Source organism: Pedobacter sp. GW822-FHT03F06 (assembly GCF_058801365.1).
This window is the reverse complement of sequence record NZ_JBXANE010000001.1, coordinates 555,917-575,021: the sequence shown is the minus strand read 5'-3', so window position 1 is coordinate 575,021 and position 19,105 is coordinate 555,917. Positions and strand designations below refer to the sequence as shown.

General features: G+C 38.7%; 9 protein-coding genes. All 9 read left to right on the top strand.

The window, feature by feature from the left end; all coding sequences use genetic code 11:
• Nucleotides 1–2 precede the first annotated feature (2 nt).
• Nucleotides 3–4,841, top strand: coding sequence for a chemotaxis protein CheB (locus AC1RJ8_RS02225; RefSeq protein WP_492951982.1), 4,839 nt, complete (start codon nt 3–5; stop codon nt 4,839–4,841).
• 331 nt (nt 4,842–5,172) lie between these two features.
• The gene (locus AC1RJ8_RS02220) at nt 5,173–5,454 is read left to right on the top strand and encodes an Rdx family protein (RefSeq protein WP_492951983.1); all 282 of its coding nucleotides are present in this window, start codon (nt 5,173–5,175) and stop codon (nt 5,452–5,454) included.
• Nucleotides 5,455–5,904: 450 nt separating this feature from the next.
• Nucleotides 5,905–9,903 carry a two-component regulator propeller domain-containing protein gene (locus tag AC1RJ8_RS02215; protein ID WP_492951984.1) on the top strand — a complete coding sequence of 1,333 codons (3,999 nt, stop codon included), beginning with the start codon at nt 5,905–5,907 and terminating at the stop codon, nt 9,901–9,903.
• Between the two features lie 143 nt (nt 9,904–10,046).
• Nucleotides 10,047–11,372 carry a BNR repeat-containing protein gene (locus tag AC1RJ8_RS02210; protein WP_492951985.1) on the top strand — a complete coding sequence of 442 codons (1,326 nt, stop codon included), beginning with the start codon at nt 10,047–10,049 and terminating at the stop codon, nt 11,370–11,372.
• A 15-nt stretch (nt 11,373–11,387) separates the two neighbouring features.
• Nucleotides 11,388–13,559: a glycoside hydrolase family 43 protein gene (locus AC1RJ8_RS02205; RefSeq protein WP_492951986.1), complete on the top strand. Its 2,172-nt coding sequence runs from the start codon at nt 11,388–11,390 to the stop codon at nt 13,557–13,559.
• The gene (locus tag AC1RJ8_RS02200) at nt 13,559–14,692 is read left to right on the top strand and encodes a glycoside hydrolase family 88/105 protein (protein ID WP_492951987.1); all 1,134 of its coding nucleotides are present in this window, start codon (nt 13,559–13,561) and stop codon (nt 14,690–14,692) included. The genes AC1RJ8_RS02205 and AC1RJ8_RS02200 overlap by 1 nt, the downstream gene beginning before the upstream one ends.
• A 15-nt stretch (nt 14,693–14,707) precedes the next feature.
• A complete protein-coding gene (locus tag AC1RJ8_RS02195) occupies nt 14,708–15,955 on the top strand; it encodes a DUF2264 domain-containing protein (protein WP_492951988.1) in 1,248 nt (415 codons plus the stop codon).
• A gap of 77 nt (nt 15,956–16,032) precedes the next feature.
• Nucleotides 16,033–17,154, top strand: a complete 1,122-nt coding sequence (locus tag AC1RJ8_RS02190; RefSeq protein ID WP_492951989.1) for a glycoside hydrolase family 43 protein — start codon at nt 16,033–16,035, stop codon at nt 17,152–17,154.
• A gap of 108 nt (nt 17,155–17,262) precedes the next feature.
• Nucleotides 17,263–19,104 (top strand): glycoside hydrolase family 35 protein, encoded by a 1,842-nt coding sequence (locus AC1RJ8_RS02185; RefSeq protein ID WP_492951990.1) that lies wholly within the window; start codon nt 17,263–17,265, stop codon nt 19,102–19,104.
• Nucleotide 19,105 lies beyond the last annotated feature (1 nt).

Sequence of the window (19,105 nt, the reverse complement as noted above, 5' to 3'; positions counted from 1 at the left end):
TAATGGAAAAAAAGCAGGAATCGGTATTGAATAAGCGTTACGATAAATACATTGTTGCCATTGGTGCGTCTGCAGGTGGCTTGGAAGCCATTCATGAGTTCTTTGACCACATGCCGGCAAACTCGAGTTTTTCTTTTGTTGTGATCCAGCATCTTTCTTCCGATTATAAAAGTTTATTGGTAGAGCTTGTAGGAAAGCACACCCATATGAAGGTGTTCGAAGCAGCCAATGATATGGCCATCCAACAAGATTGTGTATATATCATTCCTAATAATAAACTCATGACCTTGGTTAGGGGGCGACTTAAGCTCGCTGATAAATCGCAGATTAAGGCACCTAATACCGCAATCGATCATTTTTTACATACCCTGGCGAAAGACAAAAAAGAGAAAGCAATTGCGATTATCCTTTCAGGAACCGGTACCGATGGTACCAAAGGCATACAAAGCATAAAAGAAAACGGTGGAATGGTTATCGTTCAGGATCCGGGGTCTGCTAAATTTGATGGTATGCCCAATTCGGCCATTGCATCTGGCAATGCAGACCATATAATGGTTCCTTCTAAGATGCAGGAAGAACTTTTTAGCTATGTAAATGAAGAACCTGTTAAAGTGCTCGAAAATGGTAAAGTTAACGAAGAACTGCTCGACGAGGTTTTTAAACTGGTACACAACATTAGTGGAAATGATTTTAACCTGTATAAAACCCCTACTATTATCAGGCGTATTGGCAGGAGGATGAACGAAAGAGGTATAAAAAAACTCGACCGTTATGTTGATTTTTTGTATAACAATACAGATGAAGTAAAGATTTTAGCGCAGGATTTCCTGATTGGGGTAACTAAATTTTTTAGAGATGAGCAGGCTTTCGTAGAACTTAATGAGTTCGCCATCAAGGATATCGTTAACCGGAAAGAAAACGGCGATGTGATCAAAATTTGGGTTTGTGCCTGTAGTACCGGGCAAGAGGCATACTCCATTGCAGCACTTGCGGATGATTGCGTAGAACGATCGGGCAAAAAGATCGAGATAAAAATATTCGCTTCTGATATTGATGAAAAAAGTATTGAGATTGCCTCTCGTGGCGAATACCCGGTGTCGGTAAAAAAAGAAATACCCACTAAACTTTTTAAGAAGTATTTTGTACAGGAAGGGAAGCACATTAAAGTTGTTGCAAGCCTACGTAAACAGGTTGTTTTTGCCAAACATGATGTAATTAAATCGCCTCCTTTTATTAAAAACGACCTGGTTACCTGTAGAAACATGCTCATTTATGTCAATAGCATCCTTCAGGAAAAAATTCTTTCCATATTTCACTTCTCCCTGCTGCCAAATGGATATCTGTTTCTGGGATCAAGCGAAACCGCTTCTTCCATGAAGGCTGGTTTAACAGAAGTTTCGGGTAAATCGAAAATCTATAAGAAGACTGGAAAAATCAATTATTCCAGTTACAATACCTACAATACTGGTGCGAAGGCCGCAATTGGCCAGGAACGTAAAAAAGGAGGTAACACCGCGGTGCTACAAAACCCGTTAGAAAAACGTTTGGCCGATTTTCTTTCGTCAGATCTGGGCTATGTTGCGGTATTTATTGATAAAGCGTACATCATGCAGGATGCGGTTGGCGATTACCGTCAATATTTATCGCTTCCTGAGCAAAGTATCGAACTCAATATTTTAAAGATGGTACCGCGGGAGGTATCTATCGTGCTCAATACCGGGTTACGGAAAGCCTGGAAAGAAAATAAAAAGATTGAATTAAAGAAGATCCGTTTTACACAGATTACTAAAGATATTTTTGTAGACATTTCCATTGTACCGGCATCCCCGGTTCATACCAATGGTTTTACCATGGTAGTTTTTGTAGAACATGTTTCAGAAGTTGTTGCCGATAAGGATGAATTTGTTCTTTCTGGCTTTCATGATGCTAACCAATCCGAATATGTATTTGAACTGGAGGCCGAACTGAACGAAACACGCTCGAACCTGCAGCTGGCTGTAGAAGAAATGGAAACCACTAATGAGGAACTCCAATCAAGCAACGAAGAACTACTTTCAGCCAACGAAGAGCTCCAATCCAGCAATGAGGAGCTTCAATCATTAAACGAAGAGTTGCATACCCTAAATACCGAACACCAGTTAAAAATCAAAGAACTGATCGAATTAAATGATGATTTGGATAATTATTTCAGGAGTACCGATATTGGTCAGATTTTTCTCGACGCCGGAATGTTTATCCGTAAATTTAATCCTGCGGCAGTAAGTATGGTGAATCTTATCGAATCAGATATTGGCAGGTCTATAGAACACATTTCGAACAATATTAAGGCAGAAAATCTAATCAGCGATATTAAAAAGGTACTGCTTAATGGGCATGTAATCGAAAAGGAAGTACAACTGAAAAATAATACCCGATGCCTGATGCGCGTAATGCCTTATTTAAGGAAAGATAAGCGGGCAGATGGTGTGGTGATCTCTTTTGTAGATATTTCCAGAATTACAGAATTGAACAATATCATAAGCGGTGTTTTTAATGCAAGCCTTAATGGGATTTTGGCATTTAAAGCCGTGAGAGATGCTAAACATTTTATTGTGGATTTTGAGTGCAGCACCTATAACGATTCGGCACTAAGTATTTTAAAGAAGAACAAATCGGAGCTCACTGGAGCCAGGTTGATGAAAATGATTCCTGAACTTACGGTAAGTAATCTTTTTAATAAATATGTTGGCGTGGTAGAAAACGGAAAGGTGCTCGAAACAGAGCTCCAGTTTTCTAAAGAACAGTGGTTACAGCTAATTGCGGTAAAAATGTCTGATGGTTTTGTAGCTACATTAACCGATATCAGTCAGCAAAAATTGGCTGAACACAAGTTGAAAAAGAATTATAATGAACTTTTAGGCACGCGCGAGAACCTGCGTCAACTCAATACCGATCTCGAACTAAAAGTGAAAGAGCGTACCATGAAACTTTCAGAAAGTGAAGAACGTTTCAACCTGGTGTCGCATGCCACAAACGATACCATTTGGGACTGGAACCTGGCCAATAACACCATGTGGCGGAGCGACAATTTCACCTCTATGTTCGGTTATCAGAAAGATGCACACACCGAAAATATCGCATTTTGGTTCGATAAAATCCATCCCGATGACCGTGAACGTGTTAAAACAAGTGTTTATGAAGCCATTAACCACAACAAAACCCAGTGGACGGCCCAGTATCGTTTACAAAAAGCAGATGGTAGCTATGCTACATTGCTCGACCGCGGAAGTATCCTGTTAGATAATCTACATACCCCTTACCGTATGGTTGGTTCTATGGTCGATATATCAAAACTGGTAGATACTGAGGTGAGATTAAACTCGACAGAACGTAAATTTAGAAAGATTTTCGAATCGAATGTGATCGGAATTTTGTTTAGCGATATTGAAACCGGGCGGATAGAAGATGCTAACGATATCTTTTTAAAACTTTTAGGTTATTCGCGATCTGATTTCGAAAATGGAAATATTAACTGGATGCAGATTACACCGGAAGCTTTTTTGCCGATCAGCAAAATATCGCATAAATTATTAAAAGAAAAAGGCTTCTGCCCACCATTCGAAAAACAATACCTTAACAAAGCGGGCGTTCCGGTAGATGTTTTGGTTGGTTCGGCGTTGTTAGACGAAGATGTTCAGAACGGGGCAATTACTTATGTTATCGATATTAGCAAACAGAAACATACCGAGAAAAAACGTAACGAACTTCAAAAGCTGATCAAGAAACAGCAAGATGAGTTTTATAGCATTTTTAAAAATGCACCTGCTTTAATCACCATCCGTAGGGGGAAAGCCCTCAAATATGAATTTGTTAACGAAGCTTTTAAAGCTTTCGATGGCGGAACCGATTATATAGGCCGATCAAGGATTGGAAATGGTTCTAAGTTCGAATCACCTGAATTGCTCGAAATAGAGAGAAATGTGATGAAAACTGGCGAAACTTATGTAGCCAGCGCCTATAAGATCGAGCAGTTAAACCGCGCTACAGGAAAATCGGTTGAAAAGTGGTTCGATATTATCCTAAATCCAGTTTTTTCTGATCAGGGGCAAATTGATGGCATTGCTTTTTTTGGTTTCGAAGTAACCGATTTAATGAAAGCACAACAGGCTACTAAAGAGCTTATGCACCGAAAAGATGAGTTTATGAGTATTGCCAGTCACGAGTTAAAAACACCGATTACCAGTATTAAAGGCTTTTTACAGTTTGCATTGAGGATGGCCGAACAGCGGAAGTTTGAGAAGATTTATGAATTTGTAGATAAGGCGAACCGTCAGATTGGAAAATTGACTGCTCTTGTTGAAGATTTATTGGATGTAACCAAGATACAAGCTGGTAAAATGACTTTCAATTTCTCTGAATTCAATATTGCCGGCGTTATTGAAGATGCTATTGATGGTTTACAGGAAAGCATGAATGAACACCGGGTTGTACAGGATATTACTAATGTTCAGGTGTATGCCGATCGTAACCGGATTGAACAGGTTTTAAGCAACTTTATTTCCAACGCCATCAAATATTCTCCTAATGCGGATAAAATTATAGTACAGTCTAAAGCAGAGGGCGATTACCTGTTGGTTTCTGTACAGGATTTCGGAATTGGAATTCCTAACGATAAAGCGCAATTTGTTTTCGACAGGTTTTTCCGTGTAGAAGCTTCTTCCTACAGCTTTTCGGGGCTTGGGCTTGGCTTATATATTTCGGCCGAAATCGTTGAACGCCATGGAGGCGAAATCGGTGTAAACAGTAAAGAAGGCGAAGGTTCGGTATTCTGGTTTAAAATTCCGTTAAAAGATAAACCGTAGAACCAGTACGTGTTTTAAGACTGGCGTTGTATGATTATCCAGATGAAGCAAACAAAAATTGCTTCATTGTTGTAATTATAGTTCCTCTAACACGGGAGTAATTTGAAACGGGTAGACATGGATGTGGCTACCCTTTTCTCTTTTTGACAACATTTTAAGCAACTAACTTGTTTAGTTCATTTTATTCATTGTTGTTTAGCTGAATCCGAAATTACAACAAAGAAAAAAGAGAAGACACATCTGCAGATGCTTAATAGGTTTCAACACCCATTTAAAATCTCCATTTTCCATCCCTCCATATTTTTTGTACCCTTGTAAAAAAAAAATAAAAATGGAGAAACCACTTGTTAATATCACCTATTGCCCTAAATGTGGTTGGATGCTGCGTTCGGCTTACATGGCGCAAGAAATTTTGACCACTTTTGTAGAAGAGGTAAAGGGGGTAACTTTAATGCCGAGTGAAACATCGGGCGTTTTTACTATTCAAATTGGTGAGAAACTAATTTTTGATAGAAAACAAATGCAACGCTTTCCTGAAATTAAAGAACTAAAACAGCTTATTCGTGATGAAGTGAATCCAACCATGAGCCTTGGGCACTCTGATGTTAAGTAAATTTCTTGATGAGGATATCGTTAGCATAAACACCTGGCTGTTTATATTTTACAATTGTTTTATCCCCTTAAAACAAAAAAACTTTCCAAATCGGAAAAGGATCTCTGTTATAGGTGATTACCTTAAAGCCAGTATCAGTTTGCCTGATTTGATTCTGAAATAGTAGGTTAAAGAAGTTGTGCCTTTCAAAACCTCGGGTTTTGATCTGTAAATGTGTAGGTATGGTAGGTTGAATGTTGAAATATCGGTGAGAGAACATCAAGATAGGACAGGATAGGGCTGTTTTAATGTAGGAGAAGTTTTACAATTTTTACTATTTAATCCTAGACAATTCCGATAGCTGAGTTTTAGGAAAATATGTATATTCGTTTCCTGCCATGCATACCACGGTACGGTTTCTCTATGTTTCTTATTCAGAAAAAAACGGCTTGCTTCATATTTTTTTTATGGATGGGCGCAGGTATTTGTTTTGCCCAGTCTGCAACTGTACGCCTTAAATATTTAGGTGTAGAAAGTGGCCTATCTAATAATGTAGTAAACTCCTTATATCTAGATCATTTTGGGTTTATGTGGATGGGTACCTACGATGGATTAAACCGTTACGATGGCTATCATTTTAAGGTTTTTAGAAATGGATGGGGAGAAGAACATTCATTAGTGAATAACCATATTACGGTACTGAATGGAGATGCAAAAAACAAGGTCTGGGTAGGTACGCAAAAAGGCATTTCTTATTATGATTATGCCGATTCCAAGTTCCATCAGTTGATTTATCTAGACAAGGGAAGAAAAAAAGAAGTAAGTTATTCTATTAATTCCATTGCAATAAGTAAAGCATTAGCTGTTTATGTAGCTACTGAAGAAAAAGGCCTGTTTATGCTCGAAAAGAATAGCAGCATAGCAGAACGGATTCCATATGGCAAAAATTTCGATTTCACTGTAAAGGCTTTATATGTTGATGAACAAGAAACCCTATGGCTTTTTATAAAAGATATAGGGCTTTGCAGATATGATAATGAAAAACATAGACTTCGTTTAGTAACCGCTGCTATACGCTCAGTAACTTGCATTGCAAAAGGCACTAACCAAACACTCTGGATTGGAACAGAACACGGACTTTTTCAATTTGATAAAGCCAATAGTAGCCTCATTAAGTTTAATCAGCATTTAAGCAATGAGAATATTATGAGTTTGTTGTTTGATAGGCAACAAAAACTTTGGATTTCGACTGATGGGGGAGGAATTGCTGTTTACAATACAAAAAATCAAAAAACAAATTACCTATCTGCAGGAAAAGAAAAAGGCTTATTAAGCAGTAATTCTGTTGCCCAGGTTTACGAAGACCACGAATCTAGAAAGTGGATCGCAACATTGCGTGGTGGGGTTAATATCATCGATCCAGAAAACGAGCAGTTTACCACCATTAAGCATGATCCATTAAAAAGTAACTCCTTAATTAACAATTTTGTACTTTCCTTTAGCGAAGATGAAAACAATAATATTTGGATTGGGACTGATGGAGGTGGTTTAAGTGTTTGGAACCGAAAGCAAAATACTTTTGCCAATTATGCCAAAACCAGCGATCCAAACGCGTTAACCAGTAATTTTGTTACCAGTATTTTAAGCGATGCAGATCATAACGTTTGGGTGGCCAGTTTTAGCGGCGGGGTAGATCGATTTAATAAAACAACCGGTAAATTTGTTCATTATAGCTGTTACAATACCTACAAAGGCGTTGATGACATTAACATTTGGAAGCTTTATCAAGACAAACAACGAAATATCTGGGTAGGTACCACAAAAGGTGGTGCATTGTACCGTTACAATAAAATTGCAGATAAATTTGAGCTTTTTGACCATAATCTAAAGGATATCCACAGCTTGTTCCAGGATTCTAAAGGCAGACTTTGGGCAGGGAACTATACGGAACTGATCGAAATCGATCCAATAAACAAAAAGCATAAATATACGAGGATCAATTTTGCCATCAGAGCTATTCAGGAAGATTTTAATCATCAGATATGGATCGGCACCGAAGGTGGAGGTTTATTGCTTTTTGATCCTGAAACAAAAAAAATAAAGCGGTATATCCAGAGCGATGGATTACCAAGTAATTCGGTGCTCAATATCCTTCAGGATACCCAAGGTAATTTATGGTGTAGCACATACAATGGCTTATCAAAATTCGATGTTAAACACCATAGCTTTAAAAACTATTATGCTACCGATGGCTTACAAAGCAATCAGTTTAATTATAACGCGGCATTAAAACTTACAAATGGTGACTTTTTATTTGGTGGAATTGGTGGCTTCAATTTGTTTTCGCCCGATAGCATTAAGAAAAATAAACGGATACCAAAAATGGTGCTGACCGATTTTAGGATCAATAATATCCCGCTCGATCAGGATTCAGGTTATAATGATATCTCTGTTGTTAATTTAGCACGCATAGAAATTCCATTTAGTGCTGCGGTAATTTCTATCGATTATGCTGCAATAGAATTCTCTTTTCAGGATCAGATTTCTTACGCCTATTACCTGGAAGGTTGGGATAGAGACTGGAATTATGTAAATAAATTAAGCACAGCCTATTATTCCAGGTTAAATGAAGGGGAGTATAAACTGCACATTAAAAGTACCGATACCGAAGGTGCCTGGAGCAACAATGAAAAGATTGTAATAATTAAGATTTTACCCCCTTGGTACCGCACCTGGTGGGCCTATACCATTTACCTTATTATTGGATCTTCTCTATTTTATCTTTTTCAAACCTATCGTAACCGCCAGAGAAGATTAAAACACGAGGTAGAAATTACCAACCTTAAAATGGAGCGTGAAAAAGATCTGAATGAGAAAAAACTGAATTTCTTTACCAATATTTCGCATGAGCTGAGAACGCCGTTAACCTTAATTGTTAATCCGATTAAAGATATTATCCATAAGAAAGACCCAGGGCAAGAGAAGAACGATTTAAATATTGTTTACCGTAATTCGAGGCGTTTGTTAAGCCTGGTAGATCAGTTATTACTGTTTAGAAAAACGGAAAGTGAGAACGACGCTTTGAAAATTGTAAGGATCAACCTCTACAAATTTACAAACGAGATTTTCCTTTGCTTTAATTATTTGGCAAAGCAGAACCATATCGAATATACTTTTGAGTGCGAGGAAGAGGAATTGGATATTTATGCAGATAAAGACAAACTCGAAATCGTTTTCTTTAACCTGCTCTCTAATGCACTTAAATTCACCCCGAAAGGCGGTTTTGTGAAATTTAGTGTTAAAACCCTTGGTATGCGGGTTCAGATTGAGGTGAGCGATAGTGGTCCGGGCATACCAGCACACGTGGGTGAAAAGTTATTCGAAAAGTTTTATAAGGTAATGTCGAACGAATCGCTGAAGATGGGTTTCGGTATAGGTCTTTACCTGGCTAAAAACTTTGTAGAATTGCATAAAGGGAAAATTTCGTTCCGCTCCAACCAGGGGATGGGTACCATATTTTTGATCGATATTCCAGTAGGAGAACCAAACTTGCAACAGCAAAGCGGTGTTTTCCAAAACGAATTAACCTATGTAAACGAGCTCATAGCGCAAGAGGAAGAGGCCGAAAATAACGATGCCGAGCATGTAGGCAACCTCGAATTGCTCATTTCAGATTTGCACTCGATTTTGGTTATTGATGACAACCCCGAAATTATAGATTACATCAAGCATATTTTTCAGGATAATTTCAAAATTTACCGTGCAGAAAACGGTACAGACGGGCTGAAACGCTGTAAAGAATACTTGCCTGATATCGTAATATCTGATGTAAACATGGATGGCCTTAACGGTATCGAACTCTGTAAGGCGATTAAAGAGGATTCTGCCTTGAGCCATATTCTGGTAATTTTGTTAACCGGCGACCCTAGTCCGGAGGTAAAACTTAAGGGAATCGAAGTTGGTGCCTACGATTTTATCAGTAAACCCTTCGATAAAGAACTTTTTACAGCCAAAATTAATAGCATTATTAAAAACAGAACCAACCTTCAGTCTTATTTCTACAATGAAATAACCTTGAAGAGCGATGCCCACAAAGTATCTCAGGAAGATAAGGGCTTTCTTCAAAAGTGTATTACCATTATAGAAGAAAACTTGATGGAAGACAACTTTAACGTAAAAATACTGGCATCTGATCTTGGAATGAGCCATTCTAATCTCTACAAAAGGATCAAGGCCACTTCAGGCCAGTCTATCAATGGTTTTATCCGTTTTATCAGACTGAGAAAGGCTGCCGAACTGTTAATCAATACCAATTTAAATATTAACGAAGCTGCCTTTAGAGTAGGTATAAATGATAGTAAATACTTTAGAGAGCAGTTTCAAAAGCTGTTTAAGTTAACGCCGTCAGAATTTATTAAGAAACACCGAAAAAGTTTTCATAAATACTATAATATTAATGCCACAACATAAAAGTTACGCTATTTTGAGCTTTTAAAGGCGTTTATCTTAAAACGCCCCCTGCAAAGTATGATTTAGCCCCCTGTTTAAAGCTTAAAAATTTCGGTACTTCGGCTTTACCAAATGTAAGAAACCGAGCAGCCCTAAACCGTATAATGTATCAATTCCTAAATAAAAGTATATTTCTAATCTGCGCATTCATCGGCATCAACCTGATGAGTGTTGCACAAGAAACACAACTGAGTACCATCGCCAGCAACGGCTGGGCGAACAACTCGGTAAATACTGTTATTTTCCGAAAAAATTCTTTAATCAGCTATAAAGATAGCCAGTACGCTGCTTATTATGATCACGAACAAAATGTGGTATTGGCCAAACGCAAAATTGGCTCAACCGATTGGATATTAGTTACCACACCATATAAAGGCGATGCCACCGACGCTCATAAATCAATTAGTATCATGGTAGATGGTGATGGTTTCCTTCATATTGCCTGGGGCCAGCATAATAACAAGCTAAACTATGCCAAATCAGTTTCAGCAGGTTCATTAACCTTAGGGAATAAAGAAGTGATGCTTTCTGCAAAGGAAAATAAAGTCAGTTATCCTGAGTTTTATAAGCTGGCCAATGGCGATCTCTTATTTTTTTACCGCGATGGCGGCTCTGGAAACGGAAACCTGATGATAAATCGTTATCATCTGAAGACAAGAAAATGGGTACGTGTACAGGATGGGATGATTGATGGCGAAGGACAGCGAAATGCATATTGGCAGGTAGCCGTAGATCAGGTTGGCACCATTCATTTATCGTGGGTGTGGCGCGAAAGCCCTGATGTAGCCAGTAACCATGATTTATGTTATGCCAAATCAACTGATGGAGGTTTAACCTGGTTAAAATCTACCAATAAAAAATATAGTCTTCCCATTACTGCCGCCAATGCAGAATATGCATTTAAAATTCCGCAAAAAAGCGAGCTGATTAACCAGACATCGATGTTTGCCGATGCCAAAGGAAAAGTATTTATTGCTGGTTATTGGCGCGATGCTAACGAAACCATCCCGCAATATCACCTGGTTTTTAAAACAGATGACCATTGGAAAGTAAGCAAGCTTAATTTTAGAAAAACAGCTTTTAGTTTAAGCGGAGGAGGTACCAAACAGATTCCGGTTTCGCGACCACAGATTATCGTTTGGCCGAATGGAAAACACTACGCTGCAGGATTGTTGTTTAGGGATGCTGAACGAGGTAATAAGGTTTCAATTGCTTTGAACAATGCGCTCGGATCAGGGAATTGGAAGGTTGAAGATCTTACTCAAAAAAGTCTGGGCGATTGGGAACCCAGCTACGATACCGAACTTTGGAAAAGTAAAGGGATTTTGAGCCTGTTTCTTCAGCATGTTACCCAGATAGATGGAGAAGGAAAGGCAAACCAGCCACCAACAATAGTGCAGACCCTAGATTGGAAACCAAAAAATAAATAGCGAATTAACCTTAAAATGAGACATCCCATTATAAAATATAACCTTTCACTACTTGCTGTTTTGTTGTTGTTATCAATAAACCTGGTACAGGCACAAAGCAAAAAAACAACTAAGGTATCTCAAGAAAATACGGCTTATTTATTTACCTATTTTACCGGAAACACTAAAGCCGAAGAAGCGATACGCTTTGCGGTGAGTACCGATGGTTATCACTATAAAGCTTTAAACAACAATAATCCAGTCATTTCTTCTGAAAAAATCAGTAGTACTGGCGGTATACGAGATCCACATATTTTGCGTGGCGAAGATGGCAAAACCTTTTACATGGTGGCCACTGATATGGTTTCGGCCAATGGCTGGAACTCGAACAGGGCAATGGTATTGCTTAAATCAATTGATCTGATCCACTGGACATCGGCAGTTGTTAATATTCAAAGACGTTTTTCCAATAACGAAAATCTGCTACGTGTTTGGGCTCCACAAACCATTTACGATAAAAAAGCCAAAAAATATATGGTTTATTGGTCGATGAAACATGGCGATGACCCTGATAAAATTTATTACGCTTATGCCAACACTGACTTTACTGACCTGGAAACCGCCCCGAAGCAACTCTTCTTTAGTCCAAGCAATGGCTCATGTATTGATGGAGACATTATTTACGACAAAGGAAAATACAACCTGTTCTTTAAAACTGAAGGGAATGGCAATGGCATCAAAAAAGCAGTTTCTAATCAACTAACGGAAGGTTATGTATTACAGGATAAATACCTGCAACAAACTAAAGAAGCTGTAGAGGGTGCAGGTGTTTTTAAGTTGAACCACGGTGATGATTATATCCTGATGTATGATGTATATATGAAAGGCCGTTACCAGTTTACCAAAAGTAATGATTTGGCAAATTTCAGTGTAGTTGATCAAGATATTACAATGGATTTTCATCCAAGGCACGGAACTATTTTGCCTATTAATCAACAAGAGCTAAGCAGGTTGCTCAATCAGTTGTACACCATCGAATCTGTTTTGCAAAGTGCACAGAATAAGGCAATCAACCAAAATAATGTTGTTTTAGACAGCGTGAACCAAAAACTTTATCTGCCAGTAAATTACGGCACAGATATAAAAGCTTTCGATCCGCAGTTTAATACTTTTAACCAAATCAGCATCATACCAAAGGGAAAACTCGATTTTTCTAAAGGTCCTGTAAAAATTAAGATAAGTATTGCCAATCAACAACCTAAAACTTATTCGGTAAGTGTTGATATAGCCAATAACCCTGTTTTAAAAGGTTATTACGCGGATCCGGAAATTTTATATTCCAATAAAACGGGTAAATATTACCTCTATCCAACCAGCGATGGTTTTACCAATTGGAGTGGAACCTATTTTAAAAGTTTTTCATCAACTGATCTCGTTAACTGGACAGATGAAGGTAAAATATTAGATCTTGAAAAAGATGTTTCATGGGCGAAAAAGAATGCCTGGGCACCTACTATTATCGAAAAGAAAGTAAACGGCGCTTATCAATATTTCTATTATTTCACCGCAGCACAGAAAATTGGAGTTGCCGTTGCTGATCATCCGGCCGGTCCGTTTAAAGATAGTGGAAAAGCTTTAATTTCTAGCAAACCAAACGGAATTAAAGGCGGTCAGGAGATCGATCCAGATGTATTTAACGATCCTAAAACCAATAAAAGTTATCTTTACTGGGGAAATGGGTATATGGCTGTTGCACCATTAAATGCAGACATGGTTTCGATTGATACCAATAACATTAAAATTATTACACCAAACAACGGTTTTAGAGAAGGTACCGAAGTTTTCTATCGTAATGGAAAGTATTACTTCTTATGGTCGGAAGATGATACCCGGAGCGAAAATTATAGGGTACGTTATGGCTTTTCTGATTCACCTACAGGAAAAATAACCATTCCGGAAAATAACCTGATTCTGGCAAAAGATGTAACACAAGGTATTTACGGAACAGGACACAACAGTGTAATCAAAGTTAACGGAAAAGACGAATGGTACATGGTTTATCATCGTTTTACAAGACCAAAAGGAATTTCGATGGGAAGGGCTGCAGGTTACAACCGTGAAGTTTGCATCGATAAAATGGAATTTAATACTGATGGAACTATTAAACCTGTAATTCCAACCGTAAACGGCATTAAACCAATACACTAATGAATTTAAAATTGTATCAGGCGCTTTTCTTATTGTTGTTTTTTAGCAGCACTGCTGTAAATGCACAAACTTCAACTTCAAAAGAGGAAGTGCTCGAAATGATCGACCGTGCAAATACCTACTGGCAAAGCACTAATAAACCGGAGGTACGCGCTTTTTGGGATCATGCTGCTTACCATACCGGAAATATGGAAGTTTATGGAATTACCAAGAACGAAAATTACCGTAAATATTCAGAAGATTGGGCTGTTTATAACAAGTGGATGGGCGCTAAATCAACTGATAAATCTAACTGGAAATATAAATATGGCGAAACAGATGAGCATGTACTGTTTGGCGATTGGCAGATCTGTTTTCAAACCTACATCGATTTATACCATTTAAAACCCGAAGAATATAAAATTGCAAGGGCAAAAGAGGTAATGGAATATGAAATGAGCACACCCAATAACGATTATTGGTGGTGGGCCGATGGTTTGTATATGGTAATGCCTGTTATGACCAAACTTTATAAAGTAACCGGAGACCCAAAATATCTCGATAAGCTGTACGAATATTTTACGTATGCGAATAGCATTATGTACGATAAAAAGGAAAAACTTTATTACCGGGATGCCAAATATGTTTATCCGAAGCATAAAAGTGTAAACGGGAAGAAAGATTTTTGGGCAAGGGGTGATGGTTGGGTATTTGCAGGTTTAGCGAAAGTGTTAAAAGATCTTCCCCTTAACGATCCACATCGGAACGAATACCTGAGTAAGTACCAGAATATGGCCAAAGCAATTGTTAAAAGCCAGCAAGCAGAAGGCTATTGGACCAGAAGTATCCTAGATCCGCAACATGCCCCTGGACCAGAAACCAGTGGAACAGCCTTTTTTACTTATGGTTTATTATGGGGGATAAACAACGGTTATTTAAAAGAAAAAAACTATTTACCTGCAGCACAAAAAGCATGGACATATTTAACCAAAATGGCATTGCAACCTAACGGTAAACTAGGGTATGTACAGCCGATAGGAGAGAAGGCCATTCCGGGGCAGGTAGTTGATGCAAATTCTACCGCGAATTTTGGTGTAGGCGCATTTTTGTTGGCTGGATGTGAGATGTATCGCCATTTATCAAACAAAAACTAAATTTTATAGGAAAAAATGAGACTTAAAAATATTTTAATTACGGGTTTATTACTCATCTTGGTTGCTGGTTCTGCATTTGCGCAAAAGAAAACCAAGAATACCAAAAATGCGGTTTTGACCGATCGGCAGTTGTGGTTGCAGCAGATGGATAAAATGGTGAAACCCGTTTTGTATAACCTGGCTAAAGACAGCCTTCGTATTGCAATGCCAAAAGTTACTTCTATTCATATTGATAATAAAGAACACCGCATTAAAGTACAATATGTAGAAGTTTTGGGTAGGGTTTTAAGTGGTATTGCGCCATGGTTACAGTTAGAAGGAGGTTCTACAGAAGAAGTAGCTTTAAGGAAACAGTACCGGGAGTGGGCCATCCAGGGACTAAAAAATGCATTGGATTCTAATGCTAAAGATTTTATGAATTTCGATATCGGTGGGCAACAATTGGTAGATGCTTCTTATGTAGCATTGGCTTTGGTGCGTGCACCTTGGTTGTGGGAAAATCTGGATAAGAAGAACCAGGAATTGATGATGAAATCGATCGTTACCACCAGAAGATTCAAGCCTGTTTTTTCTAACTGGTTACTGTTTTCTGCCATGAACGAGGCTTTTCTGGCTAAGTTCGGTTACAGTTGGGATCCTATGCGGGTTGATTATGCCCTACAGCAAATGGAACAATGGTACACAGGCGATGGAATGTACACCGATGGAACATCCTTCGCCTTCGATTATTATAATAGTTATGTTATTCACCCTTATCTGGCCACTTTGGCTAATATCATTGGTGCTAAAACGAACAGTTATAAAGAGATGTTCGAGAAGATTAAAAAACGCAATGAACGGTATGCTGTCATTCAGGAAAGATTAATTAACGCCGACGGCACTTACCCGGCAACTGGTCGCTCCATCATTTATCGCGGTGCAGCATTTCATCATTTGGCCGATATGGCCTGGAGAAAAGCATTACCAAAACAGTTAAGTCCAGCTCAGGTACGTTGCGCTTTAACCGCCGTAATCAAAAAAACTTTAGAGAGCCCAAGCACCTATAAAAATGGTTGGTTAACGATAGGTTTATATGGCGATCAGCCCAACCTGGGCGATTTCTATAACAACCAGGGCAGCCCATATATTGCTTCAAACATATTTTTGCCACTAGGTTTGCCAGAAGCAGATCCTTTTTGGGCCAACCCGGCAGAGAAATGGAGTGCACAAAAGATCTGGAGTGGCGAGAATTTTGAAAACGATCATAGTGCCAGTTTAAAATAAATAGCGGATTAGCTATACAATTGAAGAAGATGTGAGTAAATTACCGTCTTTGTAACGTTAAAAATTATTTAATTAAAATGATGAATAAGAGAATCAGTTTTGTTTTAGGATTTATCGCCTTCAGTTTAGGGCTAAATAGTTATGTTTCAGCACAACAAACATATACTTCTTTTACGCCCGGTAAACTTTGGAAGGATGATAAAGGCGTTCATATTAATGCGCATGGTGGAGGCATTGTTGAATATAAAGGCGTTTATTATTGGTTTGGCGAGCATAAAATTGAAGGTGAAAAAGGAAATACGGCACAGGTAGGCGTGCATTGCTACTCATCAAAAGATTTATACAACTGGAAAGATGAAGGAATCGCGCTTCCCGTTTCCGAAGATTTGAAAAGTGATATTGCTAAAGGCGCTATACTGGAACGACCAAAGGTGGTGTACAACAAGAAAACCAAAAAGTTTGTGATGTGGTTTCACTTAGAACTTTTAGGCAAAGGTTATGCAGCAGCAAGATCAGGTGTTGCGGTGGCTGACCGTCCAACCGGGCCATATACATTTATCAAGAGTTATCGCCCAAATCCAGAGAAAATGCCTTTTTATGCAGCAGGAACAGCAGAAAAAGATATGGTAAACTGCCAGCAACCAGCCAATAAAAGTGATGGCTTTTTCTGCAGGGATTTACCCGGCGGGCAAATGGCGAGAGATATGACCGTTTTCGTAGACGATGATGGGAAGGCCTATCATATATTCTCTTCTGAAGAAAATTTTACGCTGCATTTAGCTGAGTTAACCCCAGATTATTTAGGGCATACTGGAAAATTTATCAGAATTTATGTGGGGCAGCAAACAGAAGCACCAGCTTTGTTTAAGAAAAACGGAACCTACTATATGGTTGGTTCGGGCTGTACAGGTTGGGCGCCAAATCCGGCAAGATGGTTCAAAGCAAGCTCCATCTGGGGTCCGTGGACTTATATGGGAAATCCATGCCAGGGCGAAGGGGCTAAGTTAACTTATGGTGGGCAGAGCACACATGTATTACCAGCACCAGGCAAAAAAGGAGAATTTATTTTTATGGCCGATAAATGGGAACCGAAAAACGCCATTGATGGCCGTTACTTATGGTTGCCAATCAAATTTGAGAACGATAAAATTTCGATAAGCTGGGCAGATGAATGGGATCTGAGCGTGTTTAAAAAGTAGAAAAAACAAAATTTTTATATAAATCTGGATGATGAATTGCGTAAAAATGCGCGAATTGGAATCTTTTTGCCCAAAATTCGGGTCATCTTAAAAACAACTTTAAAAAAAATGAAAGCAAAATTATTATGGTTGGTGGCGATATGTTTCTCCTTATCAGCTTTTGGCCAGCAAGCTAAACATACGTTTAAGCTAGGAGAAACAGCCTTTCTATTAGATGAAAAACCCTTTCAGATAATTTCTGGTGAGTTACATTATCCCCGTGTACCAAAAGAAGCCTGGCGTGCCCGTATGAAAATGGCCAAAGCAATGGGACTAAATACGATCGGTACCTACGTATTCTGGAATCTGCACGAACCGCAAAAAGGAAAATTCGATTTTTCGGGCAATAATAACATTGCTGAATTTGTGAAGATCGCCCAAGAGGAAGGACTATGGGTTATCTTAAGACCAAGTCCATATGTTTGTGCAGAATGGGAGTTTGGTGGTTATCCTTACTGGTTACAGAACGAAAAAGGTCTTGTGGTGAGAAGTACCGAAAAACAATATTTAGATGAGTATAAGAAGTATATTATAGAAGTAGGGAAACAGCTGGCACCATTGCAGATTAATCATGGAGGTAACATTATTATGGTACAGGTAGAGAACGAGTATGGTTCTTACGCTGCTGACAAAAATTATTTAGATATCAACAGAAAAATGTTTATTGAAGCAGGTTTCGATGGATTGCTTTATACCTGCGATCCGGCTGCAGATGTAAAAGATGGACATTTAGATGGATTACTGCCAGCCGTAAACGGAATTGATAATCCGACAAAAATCAGGCAGTTGGTAAACGAGAACCATAATGGAAAAGGCCCGTATTTTATAGCTGAGTGGTACCCTGCATGGTTCGATTGGTGGGGAACGCCTCATCACACTGTTCCGGCAGCGCAATACACCAAAAAGTTAGATTCTGTTTTAGCGGCAGGTATTTCGATTAACATGTACATGTTTCATGGCGGTACAACCCGCGATTTTATGAATGGGGCAAACTATAAAGATATTTCTCCTTACGAGCCACAAACCAGCAGCTATGATTACGATGCGCCTTTAAATGAGGCTGGGAACGTAACGGACAAATTTAAAGCGTTTAGAAGCGTGATCGAAAAACATCTTCCGGGAGGACAAACTTTACCGCCGATCCCAGCTGCTAAACCAAGTATCGCTATTGCACCTTTTAAACTGGAGAGTACAGTAGCTTTGTTTAATGCACTGCCAAAAGCGGTGAAAAATACGACCCCTTTAACTTTCGAAGATCTTAAACAGGATTATGGCTATGTATTGTACCGCACCACTATTGAAGGAGGTAAAAAAGGCGAATTGCAAATTAAACAGTTGCGCGATTATGCCCTCATTTTTATCAATCAAAAAAGGGTAGGTATTTTAGACCGTAGGTTAAACCAAAATACGCTGGCATTAACACTCCCGAAAGGTGAAGTACAACTCGATATTTTTATCGAAAATATGGGGCGGGTAAACTTTGGCAAGTATTTGTTAGAGAACAAAAAAGGAATTACTGAACAGGTAACTTTTGCCGGGACTGAAGTTAAAAACTGGTCGATGTATGGCTTCCCTTTTAGCAACATCAATAGTTATACTACTAAAGCTACTCCATCAACTGGCACCGGAAATGGCCCAACATTGCAGAAAGGATCCTTCCAAATTTCAACCATTGCAGATACCTATTTAGATATGACCGATTGGGGAAAAGGAGTAGTTTGGGTTAACGGGCACAACTTAGGAAAGTATTGGGCAATTGGGCCACAACAAACGCTTTATATCCCTCAAGAATGGTTAAAAAAAGGCAAGAATGATATTGCTGTTCTAGAACTGATCAAACCCGATCAAAATATTTTAAAGGCAATAGATCAGCCCATTTTAAATACGCTTAAAAAATTAAACGTAGATTAAA

Bases quoted from the DNA above. Each gene is read 5' to 3' on its own strand.
- AC1RJ8_RS02225 (WP_492951982.1), top strand. From the start codon at position 3: ATGGAAAAAAAGCAGGAATCGGTATTGAATAAGCGTTACGATAAATAC.
- AC1RJ8_RS02220 (WP_492951983.1), top strand. From the start codon at position 5,173: ATGGAGAAACCACTTGTTAATATCACCTATTGCCCTAAATGTGGTTGG.
- AC1RJ8_RS02215 (WP_492951984.1), top strand. From the start codon at position 5,905: ATGGGCGCAGGTATTTGTTTTGCCCAGTCTGCAACTGTACGCCTTAAA.
- AC1RJ8_RS02210 (WP_492951985.1), top strand. From the start codon at position 10,047: ATGTATCAATTCCTAAATAAAAGTATATTTCTAATCTGCGCATTCATC.
- AC1RJ8_RS02205 (WP_492951986.1), top strand. From the start codon at position 11,388: ATGAGACATCCCATTATAAAATATAACCTTTCACTACTTGCTGTTTTG.
- AC1RJ8_RS02200 (WP_492951987.1), top strand. From the start codon at position 13,559: ATGAATTTAAAATTGTATCAGGCGCTTTTCTTATTGTTGTTTTTTAGC.
- AC1RJ8_RS02195 (WP_492951988.1), top strand. From the start codon at position 14,708: ATGAGACTTAAAAATATTTTAATTACGGGTTTATTACTCATCTTGGTT.
- AC1RJ8_RS02190 (WP_492951989.1), top strand. From the start codon at position 16,033: ATGATGAATAAGAGAATCAGTTTTGTTTTAGGATTTATCGCCTTCAGT.
- AC1RJ8_RS02185 (WP_492951990.1), top strand. From the start codon at position 17,263: ATGAAAGCAAAATTATTATGGTTGGTGGCGATATGTTTCTCCTTATCA.